Raw genomic sequence first — 15957 nt, forward strand, 5'->3', positions numbered from 1 at the left:
TCCCAACGCCGGTGGCTACGTCCTCGGCGATTACCAGGACGGCAGGACTCCCCCGTCGTGCTGCGCCTAGCCGCGGCGCCCCGCGGGATCCTGGGCCACGGAACCCCGCTCGTCGCCGGAGGTCCGTCCGGCGCCGTCGGTTCCGGTCACTGCCCCGGCTCCCGTGTTCTCGCCGCGGTCCCCGTGCCCCGGCCACCATGCGGCGTGGCCGATGAGGGCGGTGAGGCTCGGGGTGAAGAACATCGCCATCACGAAGGCGGCGACGGCGATGCCGAAGGAGACCGCGAAACCCATCTCCATGAGCAGCGAGTTGCCCGCCAGCATCATCGTGGCGAAGGTCGCCGCCAGGATGAAGCCGGCCGCGGCCACGGTCGGTCCGGCGTGCCGCAGCGCCATGCCGGCCGCCTCGCGCGGCTCCCGGCCCTCGCGGGCCTCCTCACGGAGCCGGGCGATCATGAGGATGTTGTAGTCGGTGCCGATGGCGACCACGAAGAGATACATGATCACCGGGAGCATGAACATCAGGCCCGAGTGGCCCTGCCCCTTCTGGAAGATCCACACGGTGGCGCCGAGGGTGGCGCCGAAGCCGAGGCCCACCGACGCCATCAGGTACCAGGGGGCGACCACGCTGCGCAGCAGCAGGCCCAGGATGACCATGATGAGGACGGCCGCGACCGGGAACACCGTCCGGTAGTCGTGATTGACCGCGGTGTTGATGTCCTTGAAGATCGAGGACATGCCGCCGACGACGGCCTGCGTGCCGTCGGGCGCGTCGGAGTGGGCGACGTCGCGGACCCGGCCCACGGTGTCGATCGCCTTGTCCGTGGAGGCCTCGTACTTGAGCGTGACGGTGAAGTCCGCGGTCGTGCCGGCCTTGTTCACCTGGGTCATGCGGGCGCTCGCCACGCCGTCCACGGCGCCCAGCTTCTGCGCGTACGCGTCGAAGCCGGCCTTGTCCAGCGGCTTTCCGTCGGTGCTCGACAGGTAGACGTCGGTGGGTGCCGCGGCGCCCGCCGAGTAGGCCTTCTGCATCTGGTCCTGGACGACCATGGACTCCTTGGTCTTGGGCATGGAGCCCGAGGCCAGGTCGAACGTGGCCTTGTATCCGATCGTGCCGAGTGCCAGCACGACCATGACGAGGCCGGACACCGCGGCGGTCAGGGCCGGGCGGCGCTGCACACCGCGGCCGAGCGCGGCGAAGCGGGCGTTGTCCGGCTCCCGCTGCCAGGACTTGGAGGGCCAGAAGACCTTCGGCCCGATCAGCGAGACCACGGCCGGGATCAGCGTCAGGCCGGCGATCAGCGTGGCGGCGACCGCGATGGCGAGCGCCGGGCCCATCTGCTTGAGGAAGCCCAGGGTGGACAGCACCAGCGCGAGGAAGGCGATGATGACCGCGCCGGCGGCCGAGGCGATGGCCTCGCCGACCCGGTCGACCGCGTTGATCATGGCCTGCTTCGGCTCGTCACCGGCTCGCAGGCGTTCGCGGTAACGGAACATCAGGAAGAGGAAGTAGTCCGTCCCCACGCCGAACAGCACGACGATCAGGATCGACGAGATCGAGCTGTTGGCCTGCAGGTCGAACAGCTTGGTGGCGTAGGCGATCAGGCCGTTGGCGACGGCCGACACCAGGCCGATCAGGACCAGGGGCAGCACGGCCAGGATCGGCGCCCGGAAGATGATCAGCAGCGTCACCAGGATGATCGCGAAGGTGCCGATACCGATCAGCGCCTGGCCGCGCTTGGACGAGTCCTGCTGGTCGAGGGCCTGGGCGGCCGAACCGCCGAGCTTGACGTCGAGATGGGTGCCCTTGGCCAGCTGCTTGACGTCGTCACGCAACACCTTGGCGGCGTCGGCCTGTTTGGGCTGGCCGGCGTTCTTGCTGTCCATCTGGACCAGGGTGAGGTCATACCTGCCGTCCTTCGACGGCTGGCCGGGGACGACCTTCTGCACCTGGTCGATGTGCTTCTTGCCCAGTTCGGCGGTGATCCGGGCCACGTCCTGCTTGTCGGCGGCGGTGAGCTTGCCGCCGTCGGTGCGCTGGTACAGCGCGATCGCGGACGGGGTGAAGGCGCTGGGGAACGCCTTCACCTGGAGGTCCGCCGCCTTGATGGACTCGTAACTCTTGGGTAGGAAGCTGCTCTCGTCACTGTTCGAGGGCAGACTCGGCGCGGTGGCGACGATCGCCACCGCGGCTATCAGCCATGCCACGATCGTCCACACGGGATGTCGGACGACGGTGCTGCCAATACGTCGGAACATGCGGAAGGTCCTCCTGGACAGGAAGATCACCGCAGCCCGGGGAGCGGTCCCTGGCATCGGCGACCCCGACCGGCACACGTCCAACGGGCCGGTCGAATGGTTGTCTTGGGTCCATATCGTAGTGACCCGAGACGATGATCATCCCATCAGGTTGCCGGGCCGGGCGAGTCTATTCCGGCGGACCCTCGCCGTTCACCGCACGGACGACAGCCGGTAAGAGCCTGCCAGCTCCCTCACCTCGACCGACAGGGCCGCCTCCCCGACTCCTTCCGCCCGCAGGTGCCGGTCGAGCAGGGCCAGCACGCTCTCGGACAGCCGCGCCCGCTGCTCCTCGGGGCGGCCGGGCATGAGGCCCACCTCCACGTGCACGAAGCCGGCCTCCCCGGTGTACTCGTCCCCGACGTACGTCTGCGCGGCACGGACCAGCGTCTTGCAGACGCCCGCCGTACCGGACTCCTCGGCCACGAGCGGATGCAGCTCCTTCACGAAGGCGCCGGTGTCGAAGACTCCGGCCAGCCGGGAGGAGTAGTCGATGGTGAGGTGCGGCATTGCGGGATCTTCCGGAGTCCTAGTTACTCAGGGCAACTATTTTTCCTCATGTCCTGCGGTGGCGCCGCCGGGGGTACCGCCCTGCTCACGCCCCCGCCGGGCCGCCTGCGCCAGGAACCGCCGGCGCTGGACCGGGTCCGTGGCCGGCTCGACGCCCACGTGGCCAGGGCGGTCGCACCGTCGAGGACGGCCCCTGGCGCAGCGCACCGGCACCAGTGCGCCACCGTCCGGCGCCGGCCGCACCGGCTCACCGCCGCCGGTGTGGTCGCGTTCCGCTGTGACAAGGCGCCAGCCCCGACCGGCCTGCCCCTCGCCGTGACATTCCGCTGCCGGGCCCCGGTCCGCGACGCCGACGGCCTGCACCGCACCCTGGCCACGCTGCCGGAGTGCCGGCTCGTCGCCGCCGTCACCGGCCCCGCCAACGTCCTGGCCACCAACCGGCAACGGATGGGTCACCTGCTCGATCCCGAGGGCCGCAGGACGGGAACGCGCCCGGTCCGGCCCTGGTGGGCGAGGGCACCGCGCCCGCGCCGGGTGCGCGAACGCGCCAATCGTGCGGGGCCCTCGCCGGGCGGTGGTCCCGGAGGGCGCCCGTGGGGGCGCCCGTGTTTCCGGTGCCTCCGCGCCGCCGGAAACATGCTGGTCACATCGAACGTGCTGTCGGTTTTCGGACGGCTTGTGAGTCTCCCCTTCCCCTCACGCCACAGGAAGCGAACGATATGTGAAGGACCACGTCATCGCCCGGTGTCACCGAGTACGCCGCTCACGTTCAGGACCTCATGACACTGCTGCGCCTGCCGGCCGGTCGCCGGTGTACCCGGCTTCGCACAGGTCACCTTCACCGTGACGGTGGCGTCCTCGGGGATCTTGATGGGGGTGACCCAGTGGTAGTCCTGGTTGCGGAAGGTCTCCAGCGCGATGGTGGTGATCTTCCGGTCGCCGAAGGTGATGGTCATGACCCCTTCGTCGCCCTGGAAGTTGGCGACAACGATGTCCGTGATCCCGAACACCTTGCCCGCCGGCACCGTGTAGGCACCGGTCTTGTCCTGCCCGCCGGAGGTCTGTACGTCGATCGTGGCCGAGCTCTGCTGACCGGGGCCGGTCTGGACGTCGGTGCCTCCGCCGGGGCCGCCGTCCGTGGTGCCCGGGGGTGCCCCGGTACCCTGCCCGCCCTGCCGGGTGCCCCCGCCGGTGCCCTTGCCCGAACCGGTGCCGGGCGCCTGCCCGTTCTGCTGTCCGGCGGGAGTGGGCCGCGGCTGGATCACCTCGTCGGCGGCCTGCTTGGCAGCGCTGCGCACCGCCGGACGCACCAGCGTGAACCAGGCCAGCACCAGCGCGATCAGTGCCGCGAGCACCGCCAGCAGCCACTTCGGGAAGACCGGGATCTGCACGAACTCGGCTTCCAGCGGCGGCCGTACGAGGCGCTCGGGCCGCTCGGCGTTCTCCGTCGCCGTGGTGTCGTCCGCACGGACGGTGAACGGCCAGACCACGGGCTTGCCGAACCAGACCGGCTTGCCGGTACGGACCCGCAGCCGGGTCTCGGCCGATTCCCCGGGTTCCAGCTGCAGCTCGGCGGGCGTGAACCCGAACCGCAGTTCCTCCCCCGGCTGCTCCGGTACGAAGGCCACCCGGGCCGGGGAGTTCCCCTCGTTGCGCACCCCCAGCCGGTAGCGGCCGCGCAGCCAGCCGCGCCGGCGGCGCGGGAGCAGTTCGGTGCGCAGTTCACGGAACTCCTCGACGTGCACCGTGGTCTCGGGCACGCTGACCGACTCGGGGTGCTCGGTGGGCAGCACCCGTACCCCGAGCGGCACGTCGCCCGCCCGCACCTCCGGGGAGCGGGGAGGGTCCAGGCGCACGGTCACCGTCTCGGAGGTGCCGGGATAGAGCGAGACCCGCTCGGGTTCTACGGTGGCCCAGGCCGCGCAGTCGCCGACGACCTCCAGGGTGTACGCCTCGACGATGTCGCTGTCGTTGCGGACGGTCAGCGTCGTCGTGGCGGTACCGCCCGGCGTCACCGTCACGGCGGGAAGGTCGAGGCCGGGCGCTCCGGGTCCGGAAGAGGCTGCAGATGGCGTCACGCCATGACCGTAGAGCCGGGGCCGGAGGGCCACGAGAGGTACGAGGGCAACACCCGGGCAGTCGGCGTGCCCCGCGCGGTCAACGTCAACTCCACGCTTCGGCATGCGCGTTGACCGCGACCCGTGCCGCGCGCGCACCGCCGCCCGGCGGGTCGCCCCGCCCCTGCCCCCGTTCCTCCCTCATGAATCAGGAACCCCTCATGTCCAGCTCCGTGAAGGAACAGCCGCTCATGCCCGCCGACGCCCCGCACCGGACCGGCACCGCCGGGACCGCGTCCCCGGCCGCGCCCGCCGGCCGCCCGCACCGGGTGACCGTGGCCGTCTACGCCCAGGATCTGGTGCTGCGCATCGGTGTCGTCCATCAGCTGCGCCAGCGCCCCGAGGTGGAGCTGGTCGGCGAGGCCGAGGCCGACCGGGCCCGGGCCTCGCTCGTGGTCGTCGACGCCGTGGACGACGACGTCATCGCCCTGCTGCAGCGCCTGCAGCGCAACACCGCGACGCGCACCGGTCTCGTGGTCGGTACGTTCGAGTCGGCGGCGTTGCAGCGGGTGATCGAGTGCGGTGTCGCGGCGGTGCTGCGGCGCACCGAGGCCGACCAGGACCGGCTGCTGCATCTGGTGCTCGCGCTGGCCAACGGCGAGGGTGTCCTGCCCGGCGACCTGCTGGGCAAGTTACTCAGCCACGTGGGCAGCCTGCAGCGCTCGGCGCTCGATCCGCGCGCGCTGACCCTGTCCACGCTGACCGCGCGCGAGGCGGACATGCTGCGCCTGGTCTCGGAGGGGTTCGACACCTCGGAGATCGCGCAGAAGACCTCGTATTCCGAGCGGACCGTGAAGAACGTGCTGCATGAGATCACGACACGGCTCCAGCTGCGCAATCGGGCGCACGCGGTCGGATACGCACTGCGCAACGGGCTGATCTGACGACCGCCCCGCACCGGATGCCGGGCTGATCCGGGATGCCGGGCTGATCCGAGGGCAGCCCCGCGCCGGGTGCCGGGCCGTTCCGCGGACGACCCGGCACCCGCGCGCTGCCCGAAAGCGCATCCATCGCTTCCCCCGGACACGGCCCCGCCGCCCTGCCGCGCGCCGCGTACGCCGGCGCAGAGTGGCGGGGCACACCCAGGTGTTCCGAGACTGCGAGGTGGACCGTGAACGGCACCGCTGGCCCCGGCGGGCAGCACCGGCTGGGGAGATTCGGCGCGTCGTCGCTGTTGCTGGTCCCGCTGCTGGCGGTGACGGCGGCCGCGGGGCCCGACAGCGCCGAGGCACAGCCGAAGGCGCCCACCGCCTCCGCCACCCGGATCGCCTACGCGGGCACCGGACACCGCAGTCTCGGCCGGGTCACCTCCACCACCTCCAGCGAGCCGCTGTTCGGGACGGGCCCGGCGCACTACGACGTCCAGCCCTCGGCGCTGGGTGACACGATGGTGTTCGCCGGCCGCCGCGACGACAGGCGCCCGCAGATCTATCTGCGCTCCGCCGACGGCTCGGTGCGCAAGCTGACCAGCGGCCGGGACGCCGCGCACCCCCGGCTGACCCCCGACGGCAAGGCGGTGGTGTTCGATTCGGCCGAGCCCGGCGGCCCGGGGGGCAAGAAGCAGCGGGACCTGTGGCTGGTGCGCACGGACGGCACGGGTCTGACCCGGCTGACCGACACGCCGTCGGACGAGGTGAGTCCGACGGTGTCTCCGGACGGGAAGCGCCTGGCGTACTCCGGGAACGGCGCCCCGGCGGCGGTGCGGCAGATCTACGTACGGCCGCTGGCCGGCGGCACCGCGACCCAGGTGACCGACGCACCCGGCGCGGCGACGGAGCCGGTGTGGAATCCCGTGAGCGACACGGCGCACCGCGACCTGATCGCGTACACCTACACCGCCGACGGCACCACGGGCCCGCGGCTGCGGGTGACCGGCGGCACGGCCGGGGACCAGCCGCTGCTCACCGGTACGCCGGAAGGCTGGCGGACCCACGGGGCAGCCTGGTTGCCCGATGGGAAGGGCGTGTTGTTCCTCAGCCCGGACCGCACCTGTGGCTGCGAGGGCGACTGGGACCACGTGTACCGGGCGGACACCCCTGCGACCGCCCCGAAACTGGTGCTCAGCGAGGACCGCGCGGTCTCCACGCCGACCTGGACCGGCCCGCTCAACGGCGGCCAGGTCGTGGTGGACCGCACCACGGCGAAGGGAAGCGGCAAGCCGGACGGTCCACACGGTGAGCACGCCGTGACGCTCCAGGACGTCCGGATGGACGGCGCCGATCCGCGCGATCTCGGGCTGACCCTGCTGGACGAGGACCCGGCGGCCGACAGCAACACCGATCCGGCCAAGGATCCGCTGTTCGACCCGGCGCCGGGGTACGACCCGTGGACCGAGCGGCAGAACTACACCCCGGACGGCCGCCGCATCGTGGTGACCCGTTTCGAGGGCAAGCAGGACGACCGGATCGAGCGGATCTGGACGGTGGACGCCGATGGCACCGACCCGGCACCGATGCCGCTGGCCGGGCGCGGGCCGAAGGACCGGGACACCGACCCGACGTTCTCCCCGGACGGCAAGTACCTGGCCTTCACGCGGACTTCGCCCGGTGAAGCCGGCCCCGCGTCCGGTCCGGGCCGGATCCTCATCGCCGACGCGACGACCGGCGCGATCGTGCACGAGATCGTGCCGCCGGCGGGACAGCGGACGGGCGGCGACGCCCAGCCCACCTGGTCCTCCGACGGCACCGTGCTCGCGTTCACCCGTGCCATGACCATCGACGGGCGCGGCGGCGACAAGCACATCTGGACCGTGCCCGTCGACGCCCTCGACCGACAGCGGGACCTGAGCGCGCGGATCTGCCCCGGCGACTGCACCGTCATCGACGACAGTCCCGCGTTCTCCCCGGACGGGCGGCTCATCGCCTTCAACCGCAAGGACGGCGGCGGCCGGGTCAACGAGCAGAACGGGCTCCTGCTCACCTCCGTGTCCGGCGACAGCTGCCGGGCGGTGCTGCCCGAGTCGGCGCGCAGCACCGCCGACGCCTGCCGTCACGCGTTGCCCGACACCTCGGCCACCGGCCCGCACCAGCCGCGGGACGCGGCCTGGACGGCCGACGGCAACGCGATCGTCTACAGCGCCCGCACCGACACACCGCCCGACTGCCCGGAGAAGCTGCACCTGCTCAACCTCACGACCGGCCGTTCGACTCCGCTCACCCTGGAACTGCCGGGGCGGCAGAAGGAGCCGGGCGTCCAGCAGTCGGTGAACCTGGCCGTGCGGGCCCCGGGCACGGTGCCCGCGGTCACCGTCGGCCACTCCAGGGACATCCGCGTCGACGTCGTCAACAACGGCCCGGCCGCCTCCCCCGGCACCCGGCTGACCGTCGCACCGCCGGCCGGCGCGAGCATCACCCGGATCCGCCGGCCGGGCGGCGCCTGCGACGCCGCGTCCCTCCAGTGCGACCTCGGGGTGGTGCCGCCCGGCACGGCCGTGCCGGTGACCGTGACCGTGACCGGGCTCGCCGCCGGCGACCAGCCGGTGGACTGGTCGGTCACCGACGCCGTGATCGACCCGCAGCCCGACGACAACACCGCCCGGACCGTGGTGCCGGTGCACAAGGCCGCCCCGCCCGGCCCGCCCCCGACGCCGCCGGCGCCGCCGGCACCTCCGGCACCTCCGGCACCCCCGGCACCGCCCGCGCCGAAGGCCGGCCCCGGCGTCCGGGTCACCGCCCGGCCCGAACCGGGCTATGTCGGCGGCCGGGTCGTGGTGACGTACACCGTGCGCAACGGCCGTAACGCGCTGGCGACCGGGCTGCGGCTGCGGATCGGGCTGCCCGCCGGGATTCCGGGCGGCGGGCCGCCGGCGGGCTGCGACGCCCGGTGGGTGTGCGCGCTGCCGGACCTCGCACCGGGCTCCTCCACCGTCGTACGGGTGGTGCTCGCGCCCGACCACGCGCTGACCGGCCGCGCCACGGGGGTCCTCACCACCACGGGCACGGACGCCGATCCGAAGGACAACACGGCGCGCACCACGCTGCGGATCCTCCAGCCGAAGATCGTCGCCGTGCCGCCGATCGGCAGGCCCGGCTTCGTCACCTCGGTGCGCGGCAAGGACTTCCCGCCCGGGGTGCCGGTGCGGTTCACCTGGAAGCCGGGCATCACCGCGGCCGCGGCGCCGACCGTGCCGAAGCCGGACGGCACCTTCATCGGCCAGCTGCTCATCCTCGCCAAGGACCAGACGGGTCCGCGCACCATCACCGCGCGCGGCCCCGGATTCTCCCCGGTGAAGACCGACTTCCTGGTCGTCAACGGCAGTGTGCAGCCGCCGGACGAGGTGACCCGCCGGTGATCCACGAGGTCGACGAGGCGCTGCGCGGCCTGCTCGCCGAGTCCGGGCTGGAGGCGTCCGGAGTCGAGATCGCCTTCGACGCGCCCACCCGCGACTGGGCGGCTCGCCGCAACGCCCCCACGGTCTGCGTGTTCCTCCACGACATCCGGGAGGACGGCGCGCGGCGCGGCAGCGGTGCCGGCGAGGTGTACGACGCGGAGGGGTACGTGGTGGCGCGGCGCACCCCGCCCCGCTGGTTCGAGCTGACGTACCTGGTCACGGCGTGGGCGAACCGGCCGCAGGACGAACACCGGCTGCTGTCGCAGGTATTGGCCACCCTCGTCGCCGTCGACGCGCTGCCGGAGCGCCTGCTCACGGGCTCGCTCGCCGAGCTGGGGCTGACCGTGGCCCTGGACACCGCGGGCGCCGGCGCCGACACGCCGGCCGTGTCCGACGTGTGGTCGGCGCTCGGCGGTGAGCTGAGGGCGTCGCTCGGCGTGCGGGTGCGCGCGCCGCTCGCCGGGGTGAGCAGGGCCGCCGCGCCCCCGGTCACCGAGGGGCTCGTGGTGCGCGCCGGCGACCGGCAGCGGGAGGAGACGCCGGTGCCGGGGCGCCGGCTGCGGTACGAGGAGGTCGGCGACCCGGGTCCCGAGGGCTTCGCCGGTCCGCGCGAACGGCGCCCGGCCCCCGCCCGCCGCCGCCGAGGAGGCCGCCAGCCGTGACGTACCCCGCCGACATCATCGACCCGCCCGCCCACCGGGCCGACCCCCTGTGGGCGCGGCTGCGCCTGGTCGAGGAGCGGGTGCGGTCCGCGGTGGCCGCCCGCCGCGCCGTCGATCCCGACCCGGACGACCCGTACCGGGGGCAGTACCTCTCCCCCGAGGCGGTGGAGCGGATCCTGGACGAGCCCGGCGGTCTCGCCGTGCCGGGTCACGAGCCGTCGTCGCCGCCGCCCGGGTCGGTGCTCGGCACGCTCGCCGCGCGGTTCGGTCTGTCCCCGCTCGACACGGATCTGCTGCTGGTCGCGCTGGCCCCGGACCTGGACGCCCGCTTCGAGCGGCTCTACGGCTATCTCAACGACGATCTGACCCGACGTCGGCCCACGGTCGGGCTGGCGCTGGAGCTGTGCGGCTGCGCGCCGGCCTCGGCCGCCCGGTTCCGGCTCTCCCCGGGGGCACCGCTGGTGGCGGGCGGCCTGCTGGAGGTCACCGAGCCGGAACGGCCGCCGCTGTCACGGGTGCTGGCGGTGCCCGACCGGGTCACCGCGCATCTGCTGGGCGGCACGGAACCGGACGCCCGGCTCGCGAGAGTGCTCGGCGACGCCACGGAGGATCCGACGGCCGATCCGGACGAGGTGCGGCGGGCGGCCCGCGCGGCCCGCTCCGGAACGGGCCTGGTGCATCTGCTCGACCGGGGCGGCGACGCGCCGGGCCTGGCCGCCGCGGCCCTGCGTGCGGCCGGGCCGGGCGCGCTGGTGCTCGACGCGGCGGCCCTCGCCCTGCGGCCCGGCGATGTGACCGCGCTCGCCCGGGTGGCGGCGCTGGAGGCCCGGCTGACCGGTGCGGGGGTCGTCCTCGGCCCGCTGCAGGAGCTGTCCGCGGACCCGGCCGAACGGGCGCGTGTCGTCAGGGAGTTGCGCGGGGCGCTGCGCGGCACACCGCTGTTCACGTACGGCACGGACGGCTGGGACCCGGCGTGGGCGGCGGACACCCCGGTCGTCCTCCCGGTCGCCCCGCCCTCCCCCGGGCGGCAGGCCACGCGCTGGCGGCACGCCCTCGCCCTCGCCGGAGCCGGCGACTTCGCGGACGGGGACGCGGACGCGCTCGCCCGGGCCGTCGCCGCGCACCGCCTCGACGGCGGGCGGCTGCGCCGGGCGGCGGACGCGGCCGTGCGGACCGCCGCGCTGGCCGGCCGCCCGGTCGGCGCCGACGACCTGCGGTCCGCGGTACGGGCGCAGAACGGCGCGGGGCTCGCCCGGCTGGCCCGCAGGGTGGAACCGGGCGTCGGCTGGGCCGATCTGGTGCTGCCCGCGCCGACGCAGCGCAGACTGCGGGAGCTCGCCGTGCGCGCCCGCCATCGCGAGCAGGTGCTCGGACAGTGGCGGATGCGGCCGGGCGGTGGCCGGGGGCGGGGCGTGATCGCGCTGTTCGCGGGCGGGTCGGGCACCGGCAAGACCATGTCCGCCGAGGTGGTCGCCGCCGATCTCGGCATGGACCTGTACGTGGTCGACCTGTCGACGGTCGTGGACAAGTACGTCGGCGAGACCGAGAAGAACCTGGAGCGGATCTTCACCGAGGCGTCCCAGGTCAACGCGGTGCTGCTCTTCGACGAGGCCGACGCGATCTTCGGGAAGCGCTCGGAGGTGAAGGACGCGCACGACCGGCACGCCAACATCGAGTCGGCGTACCTGCTCCAGCGCATGGAGTCGTTCGACGGGATCGCCGTGCTGACCACCAATCTGCGGGCCAACCTGGACGAGGCGTTCACCCGGCGGCTCGACGTGGTGGCGGAGTTCCCCGTGCCGGACGCCGGGCAGCGGCTGGCCCTGTGGGAACGGTGCCTGGGCGACCGGCTGCCCCGGGCCGGCGATCTGGACCTGCGCTTCTGCGCGGACCGCTTCGAACTGGCCGGCGGCTCGATCCGGGCCTGCGCGGTGACGGCCGCCTATCTCGCGGCGGAGTCCGGAGAGCCGCTGACCATGCGGCAGTTGGTGACGGCGGTGGGGCAGGAGTACCGCAAGCTGGGCCGGCTGGTCCTGGAGAGCGAGTTCGGGCCGTGGACGCGCGAGGCGGCGGTCTGAGAGCGTGCCCCGGAGGCGGGACCGGATTCCTCCGGCTCCTCCGGGAGACGGTCAGCCGTACGCCGCCGTGTCCCACTCCCGGCCCGGGGTGGCCGCCGCCGACCAGGTCGGGTCGGCCAGCCGGATCCCGAGCACCGCGGAGGGGACTCGTTCGGGGTCCCGCCACAGGGCGCCCCACTCCTGGAGGAAGGCGTCCTGCCAGGCCGTGGCGGCGGGGTCGAGGCCACGGGAGTGCAGGTCCTCCTCGATCCGGCGCCGGGCGGCCGCCTCGTCGAAGGGAAGGTTGCGCCGGCCGGTCACGGTGACCGCCGCGATCACCCGGCCGGCGTACCGGCGCAGCGCCTCGTCGTCCCAGTACGCGCCCTGCCCGGCCTCGCGCTCCAGCCGCTGCGGATCGGTGTCGGCCAGCAGCCGCATCGCGAACACGGCGGATCCGGACGGCTCCCCGGCGTCGGGGTGGATCGCCGCCAGGGCCAGCTCGACGGCGTCCTCGGTCACGTGCGTCACGCGCACCCGCCACAGACTCGACAACGTGGTTCCCTTCCTGATCCGGGCCTCGTCCCGCACCCTCTGGGCAGGCTAACCGGTCATGTCCTGATCTTGCCGGTGGCGATGAGGCGGGCCAGGTTGTTCAGCCGCGTGGAGTTGTCGGTGCGCTCGGCGAAACTGACCGCTCCGGTCTGCTGGCCGCCACGCCGGCCGGGCTGGGGCGCCCGGAACGGCATCTGCCAGAAGGTGTGGACCACCGACTCCTCCGGGCCCGTCGAGCCGTAGGTGTCCACCAGGTTCTGGAACTCGGCGCTTCGGGCCCCGCCCGCACCGATCGACTGCAGGAAGCCGACGTCGTCGTTGTTCCAGCCGCGGTATCCGGTGAGCTGCTGCAGCTCGGCCAGGGTGAGGGTGGCGGCGGCCACCGCGGTACCGAGGTCGGCGGGCTGGGGGTCGACGAAGTCGAACCGGGTCTGCGCGAAGTGCGGCGTCCAGGTCGCGGTCGTCGGGTCGTACTGCTTGAGATGGACCGTGAGGGAGTTCACGAAGTGCGGGGCATAGGACTGCTGGTACGGCGTGGTGTTCGGGTCGGCCGTCGCGTAGTCCACGTCGACGCCGAAGTAGACGTGGTGGCGCGCCGAGTTCGCCGGCAGCAGGGCGTTGGCGGTCGCGACGGCGTCCACCCGGTCCTTCAGCGGTTTCTCGATGGCGGCCTCGTAGCGGCTGTTGTCCCGTTTGGAGGCGGGGACCAGGTTGTTCTGCTGTCCGGGTCCGCCCGCCTGCTCGTTGACGAGGTGGAAGCGGATCCAGAAGTTGGTCAGGCCGAGCTGCCGGATGTAGGCGTAGCCGCCGGGGTCGGCCGCCGGCGGTGTGCCGGTGAAGGAGCCGTCGGTCATCATCTCGATGGACGTCGTCCGGCCCTGGTTGTCCACGACGGGATGCAGGAACGTGGCCGTGGGGGCGGTGGCGGTGTTGTACAGGACACGCTGGATCTGCCCCGCACGGGCGGGGTCGGCGCTCGCACCGCCCTGTTCCCCGGTGCTCTGCGGGACGGGCACGGGCCCGGACATCACCCGGGTGGCATTGGCCTCGGCGGCCCGCTCGAAGGCGTCGCCCGGGTCGCTGACGCGCAGTCCGTGGCCGGTGTCGGTGCCCGCGACCGCGCCGCCCCGCTGCTGGATCACATGGGTCAACTCGTGGGCGAGCGTGTGCTTGTCGCCTCCGCCGTCGCCGATCACCACGTGGCTGCCGGAGGTGTAGGCGCGGGCGCCGACGTCCCGGGCCGAGCGGGCCGCGGCGGCGCCCGTGTGCAGCCGCACGTCCGAGAAGTCGGCGCCCAGGCGGGCCTCCATCTCCTGCCGCACCGGCGCCGCGAGGGGTGTTCCGGCCGATCGCAGCACCTCGCGCACCCCGGTGGCGGCCGCCTCGGGGTCGGGCGCGGTACGGGCCCGCCGGGCGATCATGCCGGCCGCTGCGGCGTTGCCCGCGCCGCGCTGGACGGCGCGCAGCGCCCCGGCGGTGAGCGGCGGGGGCAGGGCGGCCCCTGCGCCCGGCTGCTGCCGCCGCGCGGTGCGGGCGCCGGGCGCGGGCTCGCGCTCCTCGGTGCGTGCGGTGCGCGGCCTGGACGTCTGCACCCTGCTGCCTCCTCGTCGACGCGCCTGTTGCGGCCCTCCAGCTGACCGTCCCGGACGAGGCGGCGTCCATGACCGTACGGGCAAGGACCGGGCCGTTGGGCGAGGCACCCGGACGGTCCGCGCGGGCGTCCGGAAAGGCAGCGGGGTTGCCCCCGGCCAGGTACCCGCGCCCCTGTCGCCGGGCCGGACCCGCCTCGGAGACTCGGCATCGACGCAGGTGATCCGATGGACAGCGAAGGAGCGAGCATGCCGACGTACCTCACCCCGGGCGTGTACGTGGAGGAGGTGCAGTCCGGTGCCCGCCCGATCGAGGGGGTCGGCACCGCCGTCGCCGCGTTCGTCGGATTCGCGCAGAGCGGCCCCTTCCACGAGCCGACCCTGGTCACCAACTGGGACCAGTACACCCAGCTGTTCGGCGGTTTCACCGAGGGCACCTACCTCGCGCACGCCGTGTACGGCTACTTCTCCAACGGCGGCGGCGCGGCCTACGTGGTGCGCATCGGCGGTTCCGGCGACGACTCCTCCGCCCCGGCGGCCGGCACCGGCCGGGATCCCCGCCAGGTCCGGGCGGCCGAGCCCGTCATGCTCGGCGGCTTCCGGATCGCGGCCCGCCCCGGCACCTCCGGGCTGTCGGTGGAGATCGCCGACCCGGACGGCGAGAACCCGCCCGAGGACCGCTTCAAGCTGCTGGTCCGCCAGGGCGACCAGGTGGCCGAGACGTACGACGTCTCCACCCGCAAGAACGTCAAGGGCTATGTGGTCACCCAGACCCGGGCATCCAAGCTGATCGAGGTCACCGAGCAGCGCGACGCCCCGCAGACCCGGCCGGCCGGCCAGACCGTCGCGCTGCCCGACGCCCCGGCCGCGCCCGCGGTGCCCGCCTCCGGTGAGGTGTCCCGGCTCGACCCGGCCGAGTACGTCGGCGACGCCGCCGCCCGGACCGGGTTCGCCGGCCTCGAGGCCATCGACGAGATCACCATGGTCGCGGTCCCGGACCTGATGGGCGCCCACCAGCGTGGTGACATCGACGCCGAGGGCGTGCGCACCGTCCAGCTCGCGGTCATCTCGCACTGCGAGCAGATGGGCGACCGGGTGGCCGTCCTGGACACTCCGCCGGGGCTCACCGCCCAGCAGGTGCGCACCTGGCGCAACGACGAGGCGGGTTACGACTCGCGGTACGCCACCCTCTACTACCCGTGGGTGCGGGTCTTCGACCCCGCGGCCGGCCGCAACACCACCGTCCCGCCGAGCGGTCACGTCGCGGGCGTGTGGGCGCGCAGCGACGCCGAGCGCGGCGTGCACAAGGCGCCCGCCAACGAGGTGATCCGGGGCGCGGTCGACCTGGAGGTCCGGCTCAGCAAGGGCGAGCAGGACCTCCTCAACCCGATCGGCGTGAACTGCGTGCGCGCCTTCCCCGGCCGCGGCATCAGGATCTGGGGCGCCCGCACCCTGTCCTCCGACCCGGCGTGGCGCTACCTGAACGTCCGGCGGCTGTTCAACTACCTGGAGGAGTCCATCCTGTTGGGCACCCAGTGGGTGGTGTTCGAGCCGAACGACGACCGGCTGTGGTCGAGCATCCGCCGCAACGTCACCGCGTTCCTCACCGAGGAGTGGCGGCGGGGCGCGCTCTTCGGCCGCACCGCCGAGGAGGCGTTCTACGTCAAGTGCGACCGCGACAACAACCCGCAGACCTCCATCGACCAGGGCCGGGTCGTCTGCGAGATCGGCGTCTCCCCGGTCAAGCCCGCCGAGTTCGTGGTGTTCCGGCTGGCCCAGTTCTCCGACAGCACCAGCCTCATCGACGAGTGACCCGCGGGTCGGCCAAGGAAAGGTGACAGA

At 73.5% G+C, this 15957-nt stretch carries 10 protein-coding genes; 5 read left to right on the forward strand and 5 right to left on the reverse strand.

Annotated elements, in window-relative coordinates; translation table 11 throughout:
• Positions 1-66 precede the first annotated feature (66 nt).
• The 3 genes from AB0N17_RS24875 to AB0N17_RS24885 form a co-directional block, all read right to left on the reverse strand.
• Positions 67-2259, reverse strand: a complete 2193-nt coding sequence (locus AB0N17_RS24875; protein ID WP_366013666.1) for an MMPL family transporter — start codon at positions 2257-2259, stop codon at positions 67-69.
• A 192-nt stretch (positions 2260-2451) separates the two neighbouring features.
• Entirely contained in the window at positions 2452-2808 is a 357-nt protein-coding gene (locus tag AB0N17_RS24880; RefSeq protein WP_366013667.1) for a 5-carboxymethyl-2-hydroxymuconate delta isomerase, read from the reverse strand.
• A gap of 734 nt (positions 2809-3542) precedes the next feature.
• A complete protein-coding gene (locus AB0N17_RS24885; protein WP_366013668.1) occupies positions 3543-4886 on the reverse strand; it encodes a hydrolytic protein in 1344 nt (447 codons plus the stop codon).
• 230 nt (positions 4887-5116) lie between these two features.
• Here AB0N17_RS24885 and AB0N17_RS24890 point away from each other — a divergent pair, with 230 nt between their 5' ends.
• The 4 genes from AB0N17_RS24890 to AB0N17_RS24905 all read left to right on the forward strand — a co-directional run bounded on the left by AB0N17_RS24890 (position 5117) and on the right by AB0N17_RS24905 (position 11995).
• Positions 5117-5809 carry a response regulator transcription factor gene (locus AB0N17_RS24890; RefSeq protein WP_366013795.1) on the forward strand — a complete coding sequence of 231 codons (693 nt, stop codon included), beginning with the start codon at positions 5117-5119 and terminating at the stop codon, positions 5807-5809.
• Between the two features lie 227 nt (positions 5810-6036).
• Positions 6037-9216 (forward strand): hypothetical protein, encoded by a 3180-nt coding sequence (locus AB0N17_RS24895; protein ID WP_366013669.1) that lies wholly within the window; start codon positions 6037-6039, stop codon positions 9214-9216.
• Positions 9213-9917, forward strand: coding sequence for a DUF4255 domain-containing protein (locus tag AB0N17_RS24900; RefSeq protein WP_366013670.1), 705 nt, complete (start codon positions 9213-9215; stop codon positions 9915-9917). Before AB0N17_RS24895 ends, AB0N17_RS24900 begins: the two co-directional genes overlap by 4 nt.
• A complete protein-coding gene (locus AB0N17_RS24905) occupies positions 9914-11995 on the forward strand; it encodes an ATP-binding protein (RefSeq protein WP_366013671.1) in 2082 nt (693 codons plus the stop codon). Before AB0N17_RS24900 ends, AB0N17_RS24905 begins: the two co-directional genes overlap by 4 nt.
• Positions 11996-12046: 51 nt before the next feature.
• Here the strand turns inward: AB0N17_RS24905 and AB0N17_RS24910 are convergent, their stop codons facing one another.
• Together AB0N17_RS24910 and AB0N17_RS24915 are read right to left on the reverse strand one after the other, a co-directional pair.
• The gene (locus tag AB0N17_RS24910) at positions 12047-12526 is read right to left on the reverse strand and encodes a hypothetical protein (RefSeq protein WP_366013672.1); all 480 of its coding nucleotides are present in this window, start codon (positions 12524-12526) and stop codon (positions 12047-12049) included.
• 56 nt (positions 12527-12582) lie between these two features.
• On the reverse strand, positions 12583-14118 hold the full coding sequence (locus AB0N17_RS24915) for a DUF4157 domain-containing protein (protein WP_366013673.1): 1536 nt from the start codon (positions 14116-14118) through the stop codon (positions 12583-12585).
• 246 nt (positions 14119-14364) lie between these two features.
• Between AB0N17_RS24915 and AB0N17_RS24920 the strand changes: the two genes are divergently transcribed.
• Complete coding sequence (locus AB0N17_RS24920) at positions 14365-15927, forward strand: phage tail sheath family protein (RefSeq protein WP_366013675.1); 1563 nt, start codon at positions 14365-14367, stop codon at positions 15925-15927.
• Positions 15928-15957: the final 30 nt, after the last annotated feature.

It is taken from the genome of Streptomyces sp. NPDC051133 (assembly GCF_040682635.1).
GTDB lineage: Bacteria > Actinomycetota > Actinomycetes > Streptomycetales > Streptomycetaceae > Streptomyces.